General features: G+C 52.5%; 15 protein-coding genes, 2 tRNA genes and 3 rRNA genes. 8 read left to right on the top strand and 12 right to left on the bottom strand.

What is annotated here, in order from left to right:
• The first annotated feature begins 70 nt into the window (after positions 1 to 70).
• On the top strand, positions 71 to 1336 hold the full coding sequence (locus tag K0H80_RS11990; RefSeq protein ID WP_011866148.1) for a cyclic di-GMP phosphodiesterase: 1266 nt from the start codon (positions 71 to 73) through the stop codon (positions 1334 to 1336).
• An 89-nt stretch (positions 1337 to 1425) separates the two neighbouring features.
• Complete coding sequence (locus K0H80_RS11995; RefSeq protein ID WP_220071729.1) at positions 1426 to 1734, top strand: DUF3135 domain-containing protein; 309 nt, start codon at positions 1426 to 1428, stop codon at positions 1732 to 1734.
• Between the two features lie 74 nt (positions 1735 to 1808).
• Here the strand turns inward: K0H80_RS11995 and corA are convergent, their stop codons facing one another.
• Together corA and K0H80_RS12005 are read right to left on the bottom strand one after the other, a co-directional pair.
• On the bottom strand, positions 1809 to 2756 hold the full coding sequence (corA, locus tag K0H80_RS12000; RefSeq protein ID WP_011866150.1) for a magnesium/cobalt transporter CorA: 948 nt from the start codon (positions 2754 to 2756) through the stop codon (positions 1809 to 1811).
• 161 nt (positions 2757 to 2917) lie between these two features.
• Positions 2918 to 3286 carry a hypothetical protein gene (locus tag K0H80_RS12005; RefSeq protein WP_011866151.1) on the bottom strand — a complete coding sequence of 123 codons (369 nt, stop codon included), beginning with the start codon at positions 3284 to 3286 and terminating at the stop codon, positions 2918 to 2920.
• A 191-nt stretch (positions 3287 to 3477) separates the two neighbouring features.
• Between K0H80_RS12005 and K0H80_RS12010 the strand changes: the two genes are divergently transcribed.
• A complete protein-coding gene (locus K0H80_RS12010) occupies positions 3478 to 4221 on the top strand; it encodes a DUF2057 domain-containing protein (RefSeq protein WP_049766526.1) in 744 nt (247 codons plus the stop codon).
• 88 nt (positions 4222 to 4309) lie between these two features.
• Here K0H80_RS12010 and K0H80_RS12015 read toward each other — a convergent pair whose 3' ends face one another.
• The 7 genes from K0H80_RS12015 to gmhB form a co-directional block, all read right to left on the bottom strand.
• Positions 4310 to 5197 (bottom strand): patatin-like phospholipase family protein, encoded by an 888-nt coding sequence (locus tag K0H80_RS12015; RefSeq protein WP_258406086.1) that lies wholly within the window; start codon positions 5195 to 5197, stop codon positions 4310 to 4312.
• Positions 5198 to 6245: 1048 nt separating this feature from the next.
• A 5S ribosomal RNA gene (gene rrf / locus K0H80_RS12020) occupies positions 6246 to 6361 on the bottom strand.
• Positions 6362 to 6483: 122 nt separating this feature from the next.
• A 23S ribosomal RNA gene (locus K0H80_RS12025) occupies positions 6484 to 9376 on the bottom strand.
• 245 nt (positions 9377 to 9621) lie between these two features.
• Positions 9622 to 9697: transfer RNA gene (locus tag K0H80_RS12030), tRNA-Ala, on the bottom strand.
• A gap of 114 nt (positions 9698 to 9811) precedes the next feature.
• Positions 9812 to 9888: transfer RNA gene (locus K0H80_RS12035), tRNA-Ile, on the bottom strand.
• A 204-nt stretch (positions 9889 to 10092) separates the two neighbouring features.
• Positions 10093 to 11635, bottom strand: a 16S ribosomal RNA gene (locus tag K0H80_RS12040).
• Together the 16S, 23S and 5S rRNA genes with 2 tRNA genes alongside form the textbook arrangement of a ribosomal RNA operon.
• A gap of 602 nt (positions 11636 to 12237) precedes the next feature.
• Positions 12238 to 12792, bottom strand: a complete 555-nt coding sequence (gene gmhB / locus K0H80_RS12045) for a D-glycero-beta-D-manno-heptose 1,7-bisphosphate 7-phosphatase (protein ID WP_220071730.1) — start codon at positions 12790 to 12792, stop codon at positions 12238 to 12240.
• 179 nt (positions 12793 to 12971) lie between these two features.
• Here gmhB and K0H80_RS12050 point away from each other — a divergent pair, with 179 nt between their 5' ends.
• On the top strand, positions 12972 to 14291 hold the full coding sequence (locus K0H80_RS12050) for an aminopeptidase P N-terminal domain-containing protein (protein ID WP_220071731.1): 1320 nt from the start codon (positions 12972 to 12974) through the stop codon (positions 14289 to 14291).
• An 81-nt stretch (positions 14292 to 14372) separates the two neighbouring features.
• On the opposite strand, the gene K0H80_RS12055 is transcribed toward K0H80_RS12050, so the two are convergent.
• From K0H80_RS12055 to K0H80_RS12065, 3 genes are all read right to left on the bottom strand, one after another.
• Positions 14373 to 14951, bottom strand: coding sequence for a uracil-DNA glycosylase family protein (locus tag K0H80_RS12055; RefSeq protein WP_220071732.1), 579 nt, complete (start codon positions 14949 to 14951; stop codon positions 14373 to 14375).
• 162 nt (positions 14952 to 15113) lie between these two features.
• A complete protein-coding gene (locus tag K0H80_RS12060) occupies positions 15114 to 16427 on the bottom strand; it encodes an NAD(P)/FAD-dependent oxidoreductase (protein ID WP_258406087.1) in 1314 nt (437 codons plus the stop codon).
• Between the two features lie 14 nt (positions 16428 to 16441).
• Positions 16442 to 17482, bottom strand: a complete 1041-nt coding sequence (locus tag K0H80_RS12065) for a proline racemase family protein (RefSeq protein WP_220071734.1) — start codon at positions 17480 to 17482, stop codon at positions 16442 to 16444.
• A 203-nt stretch (positions 17483 to 17685) separates the two neighbouring features.
• Between K0H80_RS12065 and dapA the strand changes: the two genes are divergently transcribed.
• The 4 genes from dapA to K0H80_RS12085 all read left to right on the top strand — a co-directional run bounded on the left by dapA (position 17686) and on the right by K0H80_RS12085 (position 21992).
• Positions 17686 to 18600, top strand: coding sequence for a 4-hydroxy-tetrahydrodipicolinate synthase (gene dapA, locus K0H80_RS12070; protein ID WP_220071735.1), 915 nt, complete (start codon positions 17686 to 17688; stop codon positions 18598 to 18600).
• 20 nt (positions 18601 to 18620) lie between these two features.
• On the top strand, positions 18621 to 19622 hold the full coding sequence (locus K0H80_RS12075; protein ID WP_220071736.1) for a 4-hydroxyproline epimerase: 1002 nt from the start codon (positions 18621 to 18623) through the stop codon (positions 19620 to 19622).
• 26 nt (positions 19623 to 19648) lie between these two features.
• Positions 19649 to 21214 (top strand): aldehyde dehydrogenase (NADP(+)), encoded by a 1566-nt coding sequence (locus tag K0H80_RS12080; protein ID WP_220071737.1) that lies wholly within the window; start codon positions 19649 to 19651, stop codon positions 21212 to 21214.
• Between the two features lie 106 nt (positions 21215 to 21320).
• Complete coding sequence (locus K0H80_RS12085) at positions 21321 to 21992, top strand: GntR family transcriptional regulator (protein ID WP_011866162.1); 672 nt, start codon at positions 21321 to 21323, stop codon at positions 21990 to 21992.

The raw sequence follows: 21992 nt of genomic DNA on the forward strand, positions 1-21992 counted from the left end.
AGCTTAAGTAATTGTAAAGCCAGCTGGTTCAGATAAAATAACGCGCAACTTAAGGCAAACGTAAAGACACATGAGCAGAAGCTGTAAGGTAAACACAAACCAACTACAAGTGGGCAATTTTGTTAGATTACCTGTCTCCTGGAAAGACCATCCCTTTCTATTTAATTCCTTTAGACTCAAGCAAGAAGCTCAGATCGAACTGATCAAAAAACTCGGTATCGAGTATGTGTTTGTCGACCTGGATAAGAGCTCAGCGCCGCCGCTGGGCAAAGAAGATGCCTACGATGCCCCAAGCTTTAGAGATGACGGCGACCTGACCAAACTCAGTCAGCAGATGAATCAAAACAAGCAGGAGCGTATCGAGCACCTCAAGAAACTCAAGCGCGATCTCAAGAAAACCGAGCAGGAATTTGACCGCTCAGTTGCCATGATGCGCAACCTGATCGCCAAGCTGAGAAATCGCCCGCTTAACGCCATCTCCGATGCCAAGGAGCTGATCAACAGCATCACCGAAGAGCTGCTCAACTCTGACAACCTGGTGCTGCACCTGATGAGTGACGCCAAAGACAGCGACGGGATCTACTATCACTCCCTCAACGTGGCGGTGCTCTCTATGATGATCGCCAAGGAGCTGGACTGGCCAAGAGAGGATATCGAGGCCGTCGGCATGGGCGCCCTGTTTCACGATACGGGCAAACTCAAGATCCCGCCTCAGCTGCTTCGCAAGAAAACCCCGCTCACTCAGCCCGAGCTGAACTTCATCCGGCAGCACCCCGCCATGGGGATAGAACTGTTGAAGCTGGCCAATAACTTCCCCGAAGATGCGGCGCCAATCGTCAGAGACCATCATGAGTTTCTCGATGGCAGCGGCTATCCCAGGGGCTTGAAGGCGGAACAGATCAGCCTGCCAACCCAGCTGGTCGCCGCGGTCAACCTCTACGATCAGCTCTGCCATCCAGAGGGGCAAGTTAAGGCGCGAACCCCCTATGCGGCGCTGGGCTACCTGTACAAGAACTACAAGGAGCGGCTAAATCAGGAGGCGATTGGTAAGCTCATCAAGATGCTCGGCGTCTATCCGCCTGGCAGTGTGGTGGAACTTTCCAGCGGACAATATGCCATGGTGATGGCGGTGAATCTCGAGAAGATCCTCTTCCCAAGGATCTTGGTATACGACGCGCTCGTGCCGAAAGAGCAGGCGCCTATCGTGGATCTGGAGAGCGAAGGCCTAACTATCGTCAGGTGTATCGCCCCCTCGGCCCTGCCGGAAAAGATCTTCAAATACCTGAGTCCCAGAGAGCGGGTCAGCTATTTCTTTGGTGGCGATAAGAAGGCGTAACGCACACCTGACTGTCTTTCTCCGCAGGCCAGACTAAAATTAGAGTACTGGCCTTGCATTATGGCGTTTATGCGCTAAGGGGAAAGAGTATGGTAGAGCTACCCGATTTCGACAGCCTGAAATGGCTGGCGCAGCATGCGCCGCAGCAACTGGCCACCCTGCAGAAAAATCTCAACCAGGCTTTGATCAACGAGGCCCATGCCAACAACCGCGCCCAACTGGAAACCATTCGTCATCATCTCGAGTTCAAGCTGTCGCGCTGCACCACGCCTTACGCCCGCTGCTATATGGCGCTGCGGCTGATGAATGACAAGTTCATCACCTTAAACCAAGTGATCAATCAGCCCGACCTATACACAGATAACAGAGCCAAGGTGCTCTGTTATCCAGGTAGATAGCTCACGCCGTTAAGATGTGCGTTTGACTGCCGGCCAAAGCTTTAAGCCAGGCCGGTAGCAACCTCAGACTGATATTAGAGCCAGCCTTTACGCTTGAAGAAGAAATAAGTAGAGGCCGCGCTGCCAATCATCATCATGATCGCCATAGGATAACCCCACTGCCACTCAAGCTCTGGCATGTTGGCGAAGTTCATCCCATAGGCGCTGGCAATCACGGTCGGAGGCAGGAAGATCACCGCCGCAACCGAGAAGATCTTGATGATCTTGTTTTGTTGTAGCCCACTGAAACCCATAGCCGCATCGAGCAGGAAGTTCAACTTATCGAAGATGAATTGACTGTGGGGCATCAGAGATTCGATGTCCGACAACATCTCCCGCAGATCTTTCAGATCTTCATCGGTCAACTTACCGCGATAATAACGCTGCATGTAACGCAGGGAACGCTGGGTATCGAGCAAACTCAGACGGATCTTACCGTTGGAGTCTTCCTGCAAGGTGATCAGCTTAAACACATCGTCGAGTTCACTGCTCTCAAACACCTGCTCACCCACACTATCAAGCACGGAATAGACATCTTCGATAAGATCCGAGAGGTAATCCACCTTAAGATTGAACAGCTCCAGGAACAGCGCCTGTGGCGTCTGTACCTCTAAGCGGCCTAAACGCAGATAGTTACGCAGTAAGCGGATCAGCCCCACATCATCTTCCCTCAGGGTCACCAGAAACTGTGGACGCAGGTTGAAGGAGACGTTCACCCCTTTAACATCCTGTCCCACACGCTGGGGGAACAATGAGTTGATGTGTAGACCATCCTTGTTTTGATAGAAACGCGCCGAGGCCTCAATTTCGTTAATATCTTCCTCGTCCGGTAGCTCCTCTACCGAATAGCCCCTCAGCCATTCACGTTCGTCATCTTCAGGTTTGTAGAGATCCAGCCATAAGGTACCCTCGGGAACACTGTCTCGAATATTCAACTCGACAATGGATAACTTATTCGCTTGAAAGACATAAGCCGTGATCATAGGACCTCCTGAAAAAGACACTTAGATGAAAACGCACCACATCCAAGCGCAGGGTATAATTTGGCGTTATTCTACCGAATAACGCGCCATTGAACAGCCTAATCGACTGCTAATGAAGGGAATATAACCAAAATAAAAATGAAGCGGTGTTAAAAACCAGCCTACCTCATATTCGGCGGGGTATCGGCTATCACGATCCGCTCTTGAGTCGACAAGCGAACCTTGAGGCCGTCGACAGTGGTGAAGGCATCGCTCTGTAACTCGCGTTTACGTACCTGGTAGACCTCTTTCGAGGCAGACGCCGGCGAGATAATGGTGACATACACTAGCTGATTGCCCTCTTGCCAGGACCAATACCAGTAGCCAGCACTCCCCAGCAGTGCCAGGGCGGCGATACCAAAGGCAAGGTATTTAAATACGATTCGCTGACCCAACTGACTGGCCGTCGGTTGGCTGACCACCTTAGGTCGTCGAAGATAGGCGATCGCCGCGGCAATCACTAACAGAGTCACTAAAATTTTAGTTAACACGCTAAGCTCCTGAAATTAATCCCCACCATTATAGAGTCTTAGCAAACAAATTACTGTAATCCATCCCCCAGGATGCTCAAAAAGCCCAATGGCCGCTTGTAAAGTTGTCCAACTGGGCCACGAGGTGCTATAACACAGATAAATTATTCTTTTCCCGGTTTACCATGAAATCTTTAATCCATTGCCTATTCTTGATCCCACTCTTTTTTGTACAAGCGCACGCCGAAGTCACCATCACACTGCCAGATAGCGCAGAGCCACTGCTGCTTAACGGTAAGGATATCACTAGCCATCAGCTGATCTCACAAAATGGCCCGCAGCAGCTGGTCTTTAATGCCCGCGCCAGCTACCGGGAATTTGGCCAACAAAAGCGCTTCGTCTCAGAAACCCTTATCGTCACCTTCTCTGGCGAAAACAATCACTATCGCGTCAGCCTACCTAAGATCAGCTCACCTAAATCGGCGGAGAAATTTAACGACGTCCCTCAAATTGGTCTCACGGATACCCAGGGCAATAAGGTCGCTTACAAGATAGATAAGTTGCTAAAGGATGGAATTCAGATAGGCCGCAATTACAGCGAAGAGATAAAGGCCTACAACATCGGCCAAGGCGTTGCGGCCATAGCGATCAATCAGCCTGTCCAGATGGCACCTAGCACCTCAAGCAGTGCCTCAAGCGGCGCGGCAAGTCCTGCGGCGACCTCAACGGCCTTGGCAGCGCAGCAAACCACTGCGCCACAAGGCGCTCAGCCGGTTGGCCAGCCAACTAGTCAACCAAACACCCAGCCTGTAAGTCAAACAGGCACGCCGCGCCGCGATCAGATCAATGTCGGCCAGATGCTAGATTTCTGGTACGAACAAGCGGATGAAGCCACCAGAGAAGCCTTTAAAAAGCGTATAGGGCTCATTGAACAGGCTCAGCGAGACGGGCACTAAGCCAGCCGGTTAGATACTCTCGGTATCGATAGGCGGCATGACTTTCAATGAAATAGCTTTAAGTAAAATAGCTTTAGCCAGCATAACGTTATGCGGCGCATTTCATGGTGGAAAGGCTATCCTGTTTCAGGAACTTAAATCCCGCCAGCCGCCCGAGGCGATAGTCCCTATCAAGCTCTGCCGTCGAACTGCCGAGTAACTTGCTCGCTAGTGCCCGGCGGGGAAATAGCTGAATGATCTCCACGCCCTCAGGTGGATTGTCGATAAAGGAAAGTGAGCGCTTATATTCCGCTTCATGATGCAGGTAAAACTCAATCGCCCTAGGGCAGCGATTCGAGCTACAGATCCAAGACTTGAGACGATTCACCCAAGGGGTATAAGCCTGATATTCCTCGGGCATAGTACGGATCACCACTATCTTAGTCGCCCCACGCCGATAGGCCTCCTCCACCGGCAACGGAGCCGACAGGCCGCCATCGACATAAAAGCTGTCCTCTAAAGGCACTCCTTGGCGATAGAGAAACGGCAGCGCGCTCGACGCCTTGAGTAACTCCAGCCAGTTCTGCTTATCGGGCTGACGAAATATCGCCTGATAGTTAGAACCATTGGTCATGCTAAAAAGCAGTCGGCGATGGGTCAATGCCCGCATCCCGGCAGACAGATCCAAGCCTAACGACTCGCCTTGCACCTGATTAAAGTACCAATCGAGATCCACAGTACTCTTCCCAGCAAGACCGCGACTCACCTTCACAAATTGCGGATCGCGGGACAAGCCCTTAATCGCCTGCTTGGCAAAGCCAATCTGCCCCGTGAGATAACTCGAGAGATTCTGCGCACCAGCCGAAGTACCGATGAGCAGCGCAAAAGGGTTATAACCCCTCTCAAGCCAGGCATCTAATACACCGGCGGTAAATATTCCCCGCTGCCCACCCCCTTCGGCGATCAGCGCCGTATTAGCCTGAACGGGCGTTAGCACTTGCCCTAGCTGACTGTCCTCTCCCCTAGGAGTCAAGGATGACCCCAACAGAGAAAGCGAGCCGGTAGAATCATTATTTTGAGAACCATTGTTAGGAAAGCTAGCAGTAGAAAAACCAGCATTAGGAAAGCCAGTATTAAGAGAATGCATCACAGATTTAGTGCCCCAGTTAGCCATTAGCTTCATAACCTAAATCTAAATCCCCCTAGCTCCCCTGTATAATTGAATGATCAAATCGCGCAGATAGAAAACATCTATTAACGCCCAAGTAAGCTCAAAGTAACCTATCCGAGCCTCTCACATAGAGGCGTAAGACATCTGCCAATTCAGTGCTTATTAACGGATGGAGATAAACTGTTAGGTCGAGGCCTAGCAAAAGAAATGGCGTACGCAGACTGCCTCTCTCATGGGGGCGTAAGTTATACGCTTATCAAGCGAAGCCTGATGGATGGCTAGAGCGCGAAGCAGCTATGCTGCAAGCTGAGGGGCAAGGCACATGGATGTGCCGAATGCTATAAACGCAGGATGCAGTTTATGGCCAAGCTCAGCGGTAATATTAGGCACCTGTCATAGTCATATTCAAATAAAATATCAGGTGGTTATTAACGACTCATCTCACATGGGGGCGGAGAAGCCCTGCTATAGATGCGTAGCATATAAGGGCTTTGTAGCGCGAAGCAGCTATGCTGCGAGCTGAGGGGCCTGACCGCCATGGATGGCGGAAATGCAGTTAATGATTGGAGCACTTAACTGCCACCCACGAAGTGGCTGTGGGCTGCATGTGAAGTAGCACTTTCGCGCGACCTACATGGATGTAGGAAGTGCCTTAAATTGCTGGGAGCAATTTAGGCGCCTGTCATGGCCAGCTCCGCTAAAGCTTCGCGCTCATAAGCACATCGCTATCGCGATATTCGCCCTACTTCACATGGAAATGCACCTCACTACGTTCGGGCTCTTTATATTCCCCATGTTCGAGTCGATATTTCAAAAGCTGTTAAACGAAAAAATCCCCAGCACTAAGTGCTGGGGATTTTTTCGTTTATTAGGCGCCTGGAAATGACCTACTCTCACATGGGGAGACCCCACACTACCATCGGCGCGATTGCGTTTCACTTCTGAGTTCGGGATGGGATCAGGTGGGACCACAATGCTATGGTTTCCAGACAAATTTGGAAATTCGGAAAGCTGTACTCTTATCTAAGAGTCAATCTGAGTTCGCACTTCAATCAAGTACTTTGTATTCTTTTGATTACGTAAAACCATTATACGAAACCCTTTTGGGTTGTATGGTTAAGCCTCACGAGTCATTAGTACAGGTTAGCTCAACGCCTCACAACGCTTACACACCCTGCCTATCAACGTCCTAGTCTCGGACGGCTCTTTAGAGACCTTAAAGGTCTAGGGATGACTCATCTTAGGGCTCGCTTCCCGCTTAGATGCTTTCAGCGGTTATCGATTCCGAACGTAGCTACCGGGCAATGCCATTGGCATGACAACCCGAACACCAGCGGTTCGTCCACTCCGGTCCTCTCGTACTAGGAGCAGCTCCCTTCAATCATCCAACGCCCACGGCAGATAGGGACCGAACTGTCTCACGACGTTCTGAACCCAGCTCGCGTACCACTTTAAATGGCGAACAGCCATACCCTTGGGACCGACTTCAGCCCCAGGATGTGATGAGCCGACATCGAGGTGCCAAACACCGCCGTCGATATGAACTCTTGGGCGGTATCAGCCTGTTATCCCCGGAGTACCTTTTATCCGTTGAGCGATGGCCCTTCCATTCAGAACCACCGGATCACTATGACCTGCTTTCGCACCTGCTCGACGTGTATGTCTCGCAGTTAAGCTGGCTTATGCCATTGCACTAACCGTACGATGTCCGACCGTACTTAGCCAACCTTCGTGCTCCTCCGTTACTCTTTGGGAGGAGACCGCCCCAGTCAAACTACCCACCAGGCACTGTCCTCAACCCCGATTCAGGGGCCAGAGTTAGAACATCAACACTACAAGGGTGGTATTTCAAGGATGACTCCACGAGAACTGGCGTTCCCGCTTCAAAGTCTCCCACCTATCCTACACATGTAGGGTCAATGTTCAGTGCCAAGCTATAGTAAAGGTTCACGGGGTCTTTCCGTCTAGCCGCGGGTATACGGCATCTTCACCGCAATTTCAACTTCACTGAGTCTCGGCTGGAGACAGCGTGGCCATCATTACGCCATTCGTGCAGGTCGGAACTTACCCGACAAGGAATTTCGCTACCTTAGGACCGTTATAGTTACGGCCGCCGTTTACCGGGGCTTCGATCATGAGCTTCTCCGAAGATAACCCAATCAATTAACCTTCCGGCACCGGGCAGGCGTCACACCGTATACGTCATCTTGCGATTTTGCACAGTGCTGTGTTTTTGATAAACAGTTGCAGCCACCTGGTATCTGCGACTCCCGTCAGCTTAGAGAGCAAGTCTCATCACCAACAGGAGCGTACCTTCTCCCGAAGTTACGGTACCATTTTGCCTAGTTCCTTCAGCCGAGTTCTCTCAAGCGCCTTGGTATTCTCTACCCGACCACCTGTGTCGGTTTGGGGTACGATTCCTGCTAACCTGAAGCTTAGAAGATTTTCCTGGAAGCATGGCATCAACTACTTCATCACCGTAGTGACTCGTCATCAACTCTCAGTATTAGGTGCCCGGATTTGCCTAAGCACCCTACCTACAGCCTTAAACGCGGACAACCAACGCCGCGCTAGCCTAGCCTTCTCCGTCTCTCCATCGCAGTTAGCAGAAGTACGGGAATATTAACCCGTTTCCCATCGACTACGCCTTTCGGCCTCGCCTTAGGGGTCGACTCACCCTGCCCCGATTAACGTTGGACAGGAACCCTTGGTCTTTCGGCGAGGAGGTTTTTCACCCCCTTTATCGTTACTCATGTCAGCATTCGCACTTCTGATACCTCCAGCGTGGGTTACCCCTTCACCTTCAACGGCTTACAGAACGCTCCTCTACCGCACCAGCGCAAGCGCTAGTACCCATAGCTTCGGTGTATTGCTTAGCCCCGTTATATCTTCCGCGCAGGCCGACTCGACTAGTGAGCTATTACGCTTTCTTTAAATGATGGCTGCTTCTAAGCCAACATCCTAGCTGTCTAAGCCTTCCCACATCGTTTCCCACTTAGCAATAACTTTGGGACCTTAGCTGATGGTCTGGGTTGTTTCCCTTTTCACGACGGACGTTAGCACCCGCCGTGTGTCTCCCGAGTAGTACTCATTGGTATTCGGAGTTTGCAAAGGGTTGGTAAGTCGGGATGACCCCCTAGCCTTAACAGTGCTCTACCCCCAATGGTATTCGCTCGAGGCGCTACCTAAATAGCTTTCGAGGAGAACCAGATATCTCCCGGTTTGATTGGCCTTTCACCCCCAGCCACAAGTCATCACCGCATTTTTCAACATACGTGTGTTCGGTCCTCCAGTTGATGTTACTCAACCTTCAACCTGCCCATGGCTAGATCACCGGGTTTCGGGTCTACACCTTGCAACTAAACGCGCAGTTAACACTCGGTTTCCCTACGGCTCCGCTATTCGCTTAACCTCGCTACAAAATGTAAGTCGCTGACCCATTATACAAAAGGTACGCAGTCACGGTCTCAAGAACCGCTCCCACTGCTTGTACGTATACGGTTTCAGGTTCTATTTCACTCCCCTCACAGGGGTTCTTTTCGCCTTTCCCTCACGGTACTGGTTCACTATCGGTCAGTCAGGAGTATTTAGCCTTGGAGGATGGTCCCCCCATATTCGAACAAGATATCACGTGTCCCGTCCTACTCGTTTTCACCTAAAGTTAGTTTTCATGTACGGGGCTATCACCCTGTATCGCTGTGCTTTCCAACACATTCCACTAACACCCTCTAGGCTTAAGGGCTAATCCCCGTTCGCTCGCCGCTACTAGGGGAATCTCGGTTGATTTCTTTTCCTAAGGGTACTTAGATGTTTCAGTTCCCCTCGTTCGCCTCACTAAGCTATGTATTCACTTAGTGATGACACCTTATGGTGCCGGGTTTCCCCATTCGGACATCGTTAGCTCAAATGCTTGTTACTAGCTCGCCAACGCTTTTCGCAAGTTACTACGTCCTTCATCGCCTCTGACTGCCAAGGCATCCACCGTATACGCTTAGTCACTTAACCATACAACCCAAATGAGTTTCATCTGAGTCGCATCGCAACTAACGGTTTCTACTTTCGCCAAAAGAATACTCAAGTCACTTGATTAAAGTGTGTTTTGAGAACTCAATTATTTTTCGCAATAACCTTTCGGTTATTACTATCAGCTTTCCAAATTTTTAAAGAGCGGGCTTAAAAAAGCCAAAGATAAATTCTGCATTTATCTTTGGCATCTCTAACCATAACTGCATGCTCTCTTTAAGAGCAAATGGTGGAGCTATGCGGGATCGAACCGCAGACCTCCTGCGTGCAAGGCAGGCGCTCTCCCAGCTGAGCTATAGCCCCATTACATGCAGCGAACAAAGTATACCATTGCCAATTCGAGTTGAAACAAGGCATGTATTGAGGACGTTTAGCCTGCTAAACGACAAAATACATAACGCAGCATCAACGAAGAATTGGTGGGTCAGAGTGGACTTGAACCACCGACCTCACCCTTATCAGGGGTGCGCTCTAACCAGCTGAGCTACAGACCCATTTATACTTGTTTCTTTGCTCCATCGCGTTGTTGTTTTTCATTACTCACTCAGTCATGTAGTTATCTACATTCCTTCGTTAGCAATTCAAACGCCTAGCGCTGAAACAAATTAACAGCGTCTAAATAGACGTGTATATCTTTGCTCTATCTTCTATCAAGTAATCTGTGTGAACACTCAACAAATATCAGTCAATCGTATAGGTAAGGAGGTGATCCAGCCCCAGGTTCCCCTAGGGCTACCTTGTTACGACTTCACCCCAGTCATGAACCACACCGTGGTAAACGCCCTCCCGAAGGTTAAGCTATCTACTTCTGGTGCAGCCCACTCCCATGGTGTGACGGGCGGTGTGTACAAGGCCCGGGAACGTATTCACCGTGGCATTCTGATCCACGATTACTAGCGATTCCGACTTCATGGAGTCGAGTTGCAGACTCCAATCCGGACTACGACCGGCTTTGTGAGATTAGCTCCACCTCGCGGCTTCGCAACCCTCTGTACCGACCATTGTAGCACGTGTGTAGCCCTACTCGTAAGGGCCATGATGACTTGACGTCGTCCCCACCTTCCTCCGGTTTATCACCGGCAGTCTCCCTAAAGTTCCCGGCATTACCCGCTGGCAAGTAAGGATAAGGGTTGCGCTCGTTGCGGGACTTAACCCAACATTTCACAACACGAGCTGACGACAGCCATGCAGCACCTGTCTCAGAGTTCCCGAAGGCACCAATCCATCTCTGGAAAGTTCTCTGGATGTCAAGAGTAGGTAAGGTTCTTCGCGTTGCATCGAATTAAACCACATGCTCCACCGCTTGTGCGGGCCCCCGTCAATTCATTTGAGTTTTAACCTTGCGGCCGTACTCCCCAGGCGGTCTACTTAATGCGTTAGCTTGAGAACCCAGTGTTCAAGACACCAAATTCCGAGTAGACATCGTTTACGGCGTGGACTACCAGGGTATCTAATCCTGTTTGCTCCCCACGCTTTCGTACCTGAGCGTCAGTCTTTGTCCAGGGGGCCGCCTTCGCCACCGGTATTCCTTCAGATCTCTACGCATTTCACCGCTACACCTGAAATTCTACCCCCCTCTACAAGACTCTAGTTGACCAGTTCGAAATGCAGTTCCCAGGTTAAGCCCGGGGCTTTCACATCTCGCTTAATCAACCGCCTGCGTACGCTTTACGCCCAGTAATTCCGATTAACGCTTGCACCCCTCGTATTACCGCGGCTGCTGGCACGAAGTTAGCCGGTGCTTCTTCTGCGAGTAACGTCACAGCTAACGGGTATTAACCGTTAACCTTTCCTCCTCGCTGAAAGTGCTTTACAACCCGAAGGCCTTCTTCACACACGCGGCATGGCTGCATCAGGCTTGCGCCCATTGTGCAATATTCCCCACTGCTGCCTCCCGTAGGAGTCTGGGCCGTGTCTCAGTCCCAGTGTGGCTGATCATCCTCTCAGAACAGCTAGGGATCGTCGCCTAGGTGAGCCATTACCTCACCTACTAGCTAATCCCACCTAGGTACATCCAATCGCAGAAGGTCCGAAGATCCCCTCTTTTCCCCCGTAGGGCGTATGCGGTATTAGCAGTCGTTTCCAACTGTTATCCCCCTCGACTGGGCAGTTCCCTAGGCATTACTCACCCGTCCGCCGCTCGTCAGCAAAGTAGCAAGCTACCTCCTGTTACCGCTCGACTTGCATGTGTTAGGCCTGCCGCCAGCGTTCAATCTGAGCCATGATCAAACTCTTCAATTAAAAGTTTTTGTGTTTGACTTACGCCAAACGACTCAATGAATTCTGATTCACATAAATGACTCGGAAGAATCATCTACATGTTTGTACATATTGCTATGAACACTCATCGTTGCATTGAGATCTAAATCGTTTTCGATTAACTCAATACCTGTGAGTGTCCACACAGATTACTTGATAAATTGTTAAAGAGCGTGCCCATGGTGGCTTAAACACCTCATGAGCGCTAGCACATCTCGGCAGTTCCAAGTGGCTAGGGCTGCGTATTCTACTCAGGGCGACCGAGGCGTCAAGGCCTTTTCTCAGATTGTTTTATAAATTCGGCTCAAATGCTCAAACATCGAACAACATGACGAATTAGCCATCAGAAAAGGCACATTTTGAGGAATGATATAGTGATTTTCGGTCACTAGGTTCGTCTAATCTGGTCGAGATAAACGAGCAAAAAGGCGATTCTGACTAGATTCGTCCATCAAAGGCATATAAAGGCGACTTAATAGCTATTGATAACCATTCATCAGATAACACATTCATCAGATAACACATTCATCAGATAACGGCTTAATCCGATAATGACTTGATCACTAGCTTATAAGGACTTGTAACTAGTTTAGCGACGCGAGGTAAGTCGGCACATCGGCGATAGAGTCTAAAACAACAGTAGCCGCGGCTATGGCTTCATCTGTTACCGTTTTGCCAGTGCGCACTAAGATACGTGTCGGCACCCCTGCGGCCTCGGCAGCTAGCATATCGTCACGCTTATCCCCCACCATGACAGAGCGGCTCAGGTCTATCTTTAAAAACTGCGCTGCACTCTTGAGCATGCCGGGTTTAGGCTTACGGCAATCACAGTCCTGTTTATACTCGCCAATGCCTTTTTCGCTGTGATGAGGACAGTAATAGATGCCATCGAGGTCGACACCCTTATCGGCGAAGTTCCAGTCCATCCATTCGGTCAGGCTGTGAAACTGATCTTCAGTGTAGAGTCCGCGGGCAATGCCCGACTGATTGGTCACCACCACAAGCTTATAGCCTTGCTGCTTTAACGCGGCGCACGCATCGAATACTCCTTCGACATATTCGAAATCATCGACCTGATGCACATAACCATGGTCGATATTAATCACTCCATCTCTATCTAGGAAAACGGCACGATTCACGAAAACTTCCCCAATCCGACTGAACCCAAAAATTAGTTGACCATTATTATCACACTTGAATCAACAAAATGCACCGAACAATCACGAATAAAGTCGATGAGGACTAGAAATGAATAAAATATACAAATATAGTTAAGCCATTCGCATACCGCTATAAAAAGATAGGGATAGGGATAGAGATGCCCGCAAACAGCCAATATGTAATTAGACGCCAACGCCTCATGGATAGCCTACCCGAGGACAGCTTTGTGATCCTCGTGGGTTATCAGCAAAAGGTGCGCAGCAAGAACATCAAGTATCACTTTCGCCAAGACAATGATTTTCTCTACCTCACCGGCTTTAACGAGCCTGATGCGGTCGCTCTGCTCTATCGTAGCCCGCAAGGCGAGATAAATTACACCTTGCTCTGCCGCCCAAAAGATCCCCAACAAGAGGTCAGCTTCGGTGCCAGAGCCGGCGTCACGGGTGCCATCGAAGATTTTGGCGCCAACCAGGCGTTTGATATCGCCGAGCTAGACAGCGTCATCGCCTCCAGCCTCACTCATCAGACTCAAGTATTTATCAGCGACGAGCTGGGCCGTTTTAATTATAAATTGCTGGCGTGGTGTAACGCCCAGCGTCATGGCAGCGCCTTCGATACGCCTAAATGCTTTCGCAGCATCACGCCGCTGGCCAAGCATCTGCATCCACTGAGAGTGATCAAAGATGAGAGCGAGCAGGCTGCTATTCGCGCTGCGGTCAACGCCTCTATCGACGGCCATAAAGCAGTAATGACAGCCTGCCGCGCAGGGATAAATGAAGCGCAGCTTGCCGCCACCTTTAATTATGCCATCGCCGCCCACGGCGCTAATGAGGTAGCCTACCCCAACATAGTGGCGGCGGGCGACAACGCCTGCTGCCTCCATTATGAGGAGAACTGCTGTCAGACCCAATCAGGTCAGATGCTGCTGATCGATGCCGGCGCCGAGCTCAATCACTACGCCGCCGATATCACCCGCAGCTATCCGGTAGATGGCCGCTTTACGCAGGCACAAAAAGCTATCTACCAGCTTGTGCTCGACGCCCTCGATGCCGCCATCGCCAAAGTCAAACCTGGCACGCCCTGGAACCACCTCTATGAGACCTGTATGCAGGTAATGGCCCGCGGCCTCATCGAACTCGGCCTGTTACAGGGGAGCTATGAGGAGGTGATGGCCAGCGAAAGCTACAAGCGCTTCACGGTACACAAGACAGGGCACTGGCTGGGAATGGATGTCCACGATGTCGGCCCCTATCACGATGAGGATGGCCAGTGGCGCAGGCTTAAGCCAGGGATGATCTTTACCATAGAGCCAGGCATCTATATTCCATCCTCAGCCACAGATGTGCCAGAAGCCTATCGCGGCATGGGGATCCGCATCGAAGATGATATTTTGGTCACTGCTGACGGCCATGAAAACCTGTCAGAGAAAGTACCTAGGTCAATTGCCGAGATCGAGGCCTTCATGGCGCGCGGCTAGTTTTTAATGACGTGAGCGCTATAACAGCATTAGGGCTCTAATGACTCAAGGTTTCTTGGGCTTAGAACTCTAAAAAAGCTATTACGCGATAGCGCTCGCCACCCGAGCCTTGAGTACGGGCAATAATTCGATTTCAAACCAAGGGTTACGCCTGAGCCAGAGATTGTTGCGAGGGCTGGGATGCGGTAGCGGCATGATCTGATTGCCGTAAAGTTGCCAGCCTTGCACGCATTCGGTCACCCCGCCACACTGCTTACCGAAATGATAGGCCTGGGCATACTGGCCAATCACCAGGGTGAGTTGAATATTCTTAAGATGTGCCAGCAGAGGCTCTCGCCAGGCCGGCGCACATTCTCCCCTTGGCGGCAAATCCCCAGAGCGTCCCTTCCCCGGATAACAAAACCCCATGGGGACTATGGCAAACAGGGAAGAATCGTAAAACTGCTCGCGGCTAACACCGAGCCAATCCCTGAGCCTGTCACCGCTGGGATCGTCGAAAGGAAGTCCGCTGGCCGCGGCCTTAGTGCCCGGCGCCTGACCGACAATCAACACCTTGGCGTTCGATGCCGCCTGCAGCACGGGCCGCACCTTATGGCTAAGATGCGGCTGGCAGATCTGACAGCGGGCAATACGCTCGAGTAGTTGATCTAAGGTTTCCATAGAGGCTCCGGCAAAATATTATTAGCCACTATAATGCTACAGCAATGCCAGAGCTAAAGCGCAATCGAATCTTTACCGAGATGCGATCTTACAAACATGCATGCTCGCCTTCCTTCTATCTCGTTTTCCTTAAATCACTATGTTTGTCTCTTAGCATGCCGCTTAAAATCGGTCGATACGGTAAGGGGTCATATCCACCTGAGTCTTCTCCCCTTTGATGGTCTCCGCCATGAGCTGTGCGCTAAAGGCGGCCCAGGTGAGTCCTAGGTGTTGATGACCAAAGGCAAAGAAGATCTTATCGCTCTTGGGTGAGGCACCCAGCACAGGCAGGGAGTCTGGCAGCGATGGCCTAAAGCCCATCCACCGCTCCCCCTGAGAAGTTGTAGCGCCAACCAGTACTTCGGGCAGCAGCGCCTTGGCATGGGGCAGTAGACAGTCGGCTCTGGCCTCGACCAGCGGCGCCTTGAGACCGCCAAATTCAACCGTGCCGGCCAGACAAATCCCCCGATTCATGGGAGTGATGATGAACTTACGCTCGAAAGATGCCACCGGCCGCTGCAGACGGCTTTGCTGTGGCATCATCAGATGATAACCACGCTCGGTTTCCAGCGGCACCTTAAAGCCAAGCTGCTGCGCCAAAGGTTTTGACCAGGCGCCGGCGCTGAGTAGCAACTTATCACTTTGATAATTAACACCTTCACCCACACAGACGCTGACACATTGCTCGCCCTTGCCTATATTAGCCAATCGAGTCACCTCACCTATCACCAGCTTGCCGCCCAGCTTCTCAAACTGGGTTGCCAAGCGATGACACAGCTCGGCCGGGTCCGGCGTATGGCCGACCTGGGTAAACCATAGTCCGTGGTTGATATTGAGGCTAAGATCCGGCTCTAGCGCCCTCACCTCCTCACCACTGATTAGCTTCACCGCCACGCCGGCATCACGGTAGCTCTTGTATACCCGCTCGACCTCGACAAGAGGCGTCTGCTCAAACACCAAGAGACTGCCCTCGAGTTTGAGTAGCTCGGAGCAGCCGCACTCGCTCACCAGCTGCTGCCAGGCATGGATACTCTTTTGATTTAACGACTTGATCGCCGCCGAGTTGTGGGCACGTTTTGCGGGCAACATATTGACTAAGAAGCGCATAAACCAAGGCAAGGCCTTGAGGAAATAGCGCGGCTGAATGCGAAACGGCCCTAATGGGTCGAGCAACATGCCGGGCAGTTTGAGTAACATAGCCGGGTCGGCCAGGGGAAACACCTGCTCGGTGGCGAAGTGGCCCGCGTTTCCAAAGGAGGCGCCCGCCGCCACCCCTTGCTTGTCGATAACGCGCACACTAAAACCTGCCTTTTGCAAGGCGATGGCATTGGCAAGCCCTATAACGCCAGCGCCTATTACAGTGACATCCACGTTTCGGGCAGAAGACACGTTGGCCTGTGAGGCTTTATCCTGGCTAGTTAACTCATGGTTTGTCATGTGATTAGCCTCGATCATCTGAGCATAAATCCCTGCTGAAACTGATCCTTAGGCTCTAAGATAAACTCATGACGCCCGGTAATAAAGGCGCGGCCGCTCACCTCGGGTATCACCGCTGCCTTGCCATAAAAATCGGCGTTTTCCAGCGCGCAAACCTGCATGGCGCCATCGACGATACTCTCAATCTTCAGGCGCTCACCCAGTGTGACCTCGCCGCGAGCATGAAGCAAAGCTATTCGACCCGCAACCCCTGTTCCCGTTGGTGAGCGATCCACCTCGCCATCGGCAAAGACGCACACATGGCGCGAGTGGGCATCATTGGAGCTGGTCTTATTTGACGTAAATATAGTGCCGTAGAGAAAGCCTAAATCCGCTTCTAATGGATGAGCTAGCGGATGCTGAGCCATCACGGCGTGCTTGATACGACGTCCCCAATCTATCAGCTGGGCGACATTATCTGGTGCGCAGCTTAACCCCAGCCCATCGGCATCGACATAGGCGTAATAGGCACCGCCGAAACCTATATCGTAAGCCACCTCGCCAATGCCCTCGACGGTTACGCGACAATCCAGCGCCTCGGCCCAGGAAGGCACGTTACGAAAGCTCACCTTAAGCTCTCCCGTCTCATCACGATAGGCCTTGGCATGGATAAGCCCTGCAGGCGCATCTATCTTTATCTCTCTTGGCGTATCGCCAAGCGCTAGGGTGCCCGTCTCGACCGCCACTGTTACCAAGGCCAAGATCCCGTGACCGCACATGCTGCTGTAACCCTCGTTATGGAGAAACAGCACGCCGAAATCGGCGCCCGGGGTGATAGGCGCTGTGATGATGGCGCCGTACATATCGGCATGGCCCCTGGGCTCATGCATCAAGAGCTTACGATAATGGTCCAGATGCGCCGTGAGATATCTGCGTTTGGCCAAAATGGTGTCTCCGGGGATCTCGGGGTATCCCTCCAGCAGGATCCGCAACGGCTCGCCTTCGGTGTGAGCGTCGAGGGTCTTAAATCGGGTACAAGCATCGAGATAGCTAGGACTTAAATCTAATAGGCGCATAGGGACTTCCTTTGTTATTGTTTGTATGCAATATATAGTATTTACCGGTGAGAGATAAAAACATAAATAGCGGCAATCTCATCAAGGGGCTTTTCTTCCCCTTAAAATTGTATACAATATACTATAGCTTTTGGTAAACGCCAAAACTTGATATCACTTTTTCGCCGCGCACGTTGCACGGCAATATCTATAGAGGTCTGAACATGAAAGTAAACTGGCAAGGTGTATTCCCAGCAATTTCTACCCAATTTAATGACGATGGTTCGATCAACTATGAGTCGAACGCAAGAATGCTGGAAGACCTCATTCGTGACGGTATCGATGGGGTGATCGCCCTGGGTACCATAGGCGAGAACGCCTCCCTTTCTCCGGAAGAAAAACGTGAATTCATCAAGCACACGGTCGAGACGGTCAATGGCCGCATCCTGGTGCTCTCTGGCTGCACCGAGAACACAGCCCAGCAGGCGGCAAAATACGCCCAGGATGTCGAGGCGCTCGGCGTCGATGGCCTGATGCTACTGCCCGCCATGGTCTACCGCGGCACTGACCGCGAGGTGATCGCCCACTACCAACACGTAGCGCGCTCGACCAAGCTGCCAATCATGATCTACAACAACCCTGTGGGTTATGGCGTCGACATCAACCTGGAGATGACCGCAGTGCTGGCCGAAGAGCCAAACATAGTGGCCATCAAGGAATCGACCACAGATACTCGCCGCCTCACCGAGTTGCAGAGCCGCTTTGGCGATCGTTTCAACATCCTCTGCGGTGTCGATGATATTGCGCTGGAAAGCATTTTGCTGGGCGCCACAGGTTGGATCTCTGGCCTAACCAATGTCTTCCCAAGAGAATCTGTTACTCTGTTTAAACTGGCCCGTGCCAGCCGTATCGAAGAAGCCCGTGAGATCTACCGCTGGTTCATGCCGCTGCTGCGCCTAGACACCATTCCGACCCTGGTACAGTGCATCAAGTTTGCCGAGCAGATCGTCGGCCGCGGCAGCGAAAATGTGCGCCTGCCTCGCATGACCTTGATCGGTGAAGAGCGTGCCTATGTGGAAAAGGTGATGGCCGAAGCCTTGGCTACCCGCCTGGATCTCGACAAGTACAACCTCAACTAATTCTAGGGAGTATGGCATAGATGTTAAAAGGTACCTTCTTTTGCGTCGATGCTCATACCTGCGGTAACCCGGTCCGTTTGGTCACCAGTGGCCATCCGGACCTCAAGGGTCGCACTATGAGCGAGAAGCGCCAGGATTTCCTGGCGCAGTATGACTGGATCCGCAAGGCGCTGATGTTTGAACCCAGGGGCCACGACATGATGTCTGGCGCCTTCCTCTACCCCCCTTGCAGCGACAACGCCGACGCCGCCATCCTGTTCATCGAGACCAGCGGCTGCCTGCCCATGTGTGGCCACGGCACCATAGGCACCATCACAGCCGCGCTCGAGTCTGGCCTGTTAGCCCCTAAAACGCCCGGTCAGCTCACCATAGACGTACCCGCCGGGCAGATTAAGGTGCAGTATCAGCAAAGCGGCGCCAAAGTGGATTGGGTCAAGATCTTCAACGTACCCGCCTATCTGGCCCATAAAGATGTGGTGCTGGATATCCCAGGCCTTGGGCCGCTCAAGATAGATGTCTCCTACGGCGGTAACTACTACGCCATCGTCGATCCCCAGGCCAACTTCCCTGGCCTGCGCCACTGGAACGCCGGCGATATCCTGCGCTGGAGCCCGATCGTGCGCGAAATCGCCCACAGAGAACTAAACTGCGTGCACCCAGACGACCCCACGGTCAACGGCGTCTCCCACGTACTTTGGACCGGCGACACCATCAGCGAAGGCTCCAATGGCGCGAATGCAGTGTTTTATGGCGACAAGGCGATCGACCGTTCACCCTGCGGCACAGGCACCAGCGCCCGTCTGGCTCAGCTCTATAGCCGCGGCGAACTCAAGGTCGGCGATGAGTACACCCACGAGAGCATCATAGGCAGCCAGTTTGTCGGTCGCATCGAAGCCGCCACCAAGGTGGGTGCGTTTGACGCCATCATGCCGAGTATCAAGGGCTGGGCGCGGATCACCGGGCATAACGCCATCACGGTCGACGATGACGATCCCTATGCCTTCGGATTTCAGGTGGTCTAACCGGCCATCCCAAAAGGACAATAGCAATGACACTAAGCATCACCAACAGATTAACCGGCCAGCATTACATTAATGGCGAGTGGCAGGGCGAAGCCTGCGCCTTTCAAAGCTTTAACCCCGTCGCTAATACTCCAATTGCCTGGCACTTTGCCTGCGCGGATGATGAGCAGCTCGCACTCGCCACCAAGGCTGCTGAGCAGGCCTTTAACAGCTATCGCAGCAAGAGCGACAGCGAGCGCGCCGCCTTTCTGAGCGCCATTGCCGAGCATATCGAGGCCGACAAAGAGGCGATCATAGAAGCCGCCCACCTCGAAACCGGCCTGCCTCTGGCTAGATTGCAGGGCGAAACCGGGCGCACCTGTGGTCAGCTGCGCCTATTTGCCCAAAACCTTGTTAACCCGATAGAGCAGTCGATTGCCGACATGGCTCAGCCAGAGCGTCAGCCACTGCCAAAGCCAGATACCCGCCTAGGCAAGGTTGCCATAGGGCCTGTGGCCGTCTTCGGCGCCTCTAACTTCCCGCTGGCGTTTTCCACCGCGGGGGGCGATACAGCATCGGCGCTCGCCGCTGGTTGCCCCGTTATCGTCAAGGGCCACCCGGCGCACCCTGCCACCAGCGAGCTGGTCACCCAGGCCATAGAAAAGGCTATCAAGGCTTGCGACATGCCAGCCGGCGTATTTAGTCTGCTGCAGGGACATACCCCGGACCTCTCGACAGGCTTGGTCGAGGCGCCAGAGATCAAGGCGGTGGGCTTCACCGGCTCATTAAAGGTGGGTCGCATCCTGGCCGATCGCTGCGCGGCGCGCCCCGAGCCAATCCCCTTCTATGGCGAACTTGGCTCTACCAATCCACAATTCCTACTGCCAGGAATACTCGCCGAGCAGGCAGAGACGCTGGCCGAGACTCAGGTGCAGTCTATGATGATGGGCCACGGTCAGTTCTGTACCAGTCCAGGGCTGATTGTCGCCATCAAGGGCGAGGCGCTGACCCGCTACTGTGACAGACTCAGCCAGACCCTGGCCGAACAAGCCGCAAGCGCCATGCTTACCCCAGGCATCGCCGCCACCTATCAGCAGCAAACCGAGGCCCTGCTGGCAAATCCACGGCTAACGCTTCTGGCCCAGGGCAAGGCGGCCGAGGCCAGCCACCATACCCGCCCGGCGGCGGTAAAGGTGGATGCTGCCGGTTATCTGGCCGACAGCGCGCTGCAACAGGAGGTCTTTGGTCCCTTCGCGATAGTGGTAGAGTGCCAAGACGGCGCGCATATGCAGGCCGTTGCCGAGCAGCTTGAGGGGCAACTTACCGCCACGCTTCATGGCAACGAGGGCGATTGGGCTCATGCCCATAGCCTAGTGGATGCCATAGGTCAGCGTGTTGGCAGGCTTATCTTCAATCAGATGCCAACAGGCGTCGAGGTGTGTCACTCCATGAACCATGGCGGGCCCTACCCTGCCAGCACCGACAGTCGCAGCACCTCGGTGGGCAGCATGGCGATACACCGCTGGACACGGCCCATCTGCTATCAAAACATGCCATCTGCTTTGCTGCCCGAAGCATTGCGAGATGGACAAAGTCTCCTAAAGCACTTCTAACAGGCATATTAAATAAAGGGAAACCACGGTTTCCCTTTATTTATAGTGCTATAAGCGGTAATCTTATGCGGATCACATATAATAACGAAAAGACATTACGGGAACTATGAGCCGAACAACTCCAATCGTTCATAAAACGCGCACCCAGGTCGTGGTGGAAGTCTTAAGAGAGAAAATCCTTTCAGGCGAAATTGCCGCCGGCGAACCATTACGCCAGAGCGCCTTAGCCGAGGCACTGAACGTCAGTCGCATCCCGGTCAGAGAAGCCCTGCTGCAACTCGAAGCCGAAGGACTCGTAAAGTTTGAAGCCCATAAGGGCGCTACTGCCACCGAATTATCGGTCGATCAGGTTACCGAGCTGTTTGAGCTAAGGGCCCTTATCGAAACCGATCTGCTTGCCAAGGCGATCCCGAATCTCGATGATGAGATGCTGGCTCAGGCCCAGGGGTACCTGGATGAACTGGAGGCGGCTTTCCAACAGGAAGATGCCGTGAGCAGCTGGAGTGAACTCAATACCAAGTTCCACACCTGCCTGTATCAGGCGGCCGATCGTCCTCACACCATGGATGTGGTACACGGTCTAAATACCAACTGTGATCGCTACATACGTCTACAGCTTCTGCTGGCAGGCGGCATCCCCAGAGCGGCGCAAGATCATAGAGACTTGCTCACCTACTGTCGTAACCAAGAAATTGACAAGGCAGTAACGCTTCTGAGAGACCACATATTACATGCAGCCAATGCCATACGTGAGCTGGTTGCCCAACAGGTGAGCTAA

The sequence above is a fragment of the Shewanella aegiceratis genome (assembly GCF_019457495.1).
Lineage (GTDB): Bacteria > Pseudomonadota > Gammaproteobacteria > Enterobacterales > Shewanellaceae > Shewanella > Shewanella loihica.

Bases quoted from the DNA above. Each gene is read 5' to 3' on its own strand.
- K0H80_RS11990 (WP_011866148.1), top strand. From the start codon at position 71: ATGAGCAGAAGCTGTAAGGTAAACACAAACCAACTACAAGTGGGCAAT.
- K0H80_RS11995 (WP_220071729.1), top strand. From the start codon at position 1,426: ATGGTAGAGCTACCCGATTTCGACAGCCTGAAATGGCTGGCGCAGCAT.
- corA (WP_011866150.1), bottom strand. From the start codon at position 2,756: ATGATCACGGCTTATGTCTTTCAAGCGAATAAGTTATCCATTGTCGAG.
- K0H80_RS12050 (WP_220071731.1), top strand. From the start codon at position 12,972: ATGCCCGCAAACAGCCAATATGTAATTAGACGCCAACGCCTCATGGAT.
- K0H80_RS12055 (WP_220071732.1), bottom strand. From the start codon at position 14,951: ATGGAAACCTTAGATCAACTACTCGAGCGTATTGCCCGCTGTCAGATC.
- K0H80_RS12060 (WP_258406087.1), bottom strand. From the start codon at position 16,427: ATGACAAACCATGAGTTAACTAGCCAGGATAAAGCCTCACAGGCCAAC.
- K0H80_RS12065 (WP_220071734.1), bottom strand. From the start codon at position 17,482: ATGCGCCTATTAGATTTAAGTCCTAGCTATCTCGATGCTTGTACCCGA.
- dapA (WP_220071735.1), top strand. From the start codon at position 17,686: ATGAAAGTAAACTGGCAAGGTGTATTCCCAGCAATTTCTACCCAATTT.
- K0H80_RS12075 (WP_220071736.1), top strand. From the start codon at position 18,621: ATGTTAAAAGGTACCTTCTTTTGCGTCGATGCTCATACCTGCGGTAAC.
- K0H80_RS12080 (WP_220071737.1), top strand. From the start codon at position 19,649: ATGACACTAAGCATCACCAACAGATTAACCGGCCAGCATTACATTAAT.
- K0H80_RS12085 (WP_011866162.1), top strand. From the start codon at position 21,321: ATGAGCCGAACAACTCCAATCGTTCATAAAACGCGCACCCAGGTCGTG.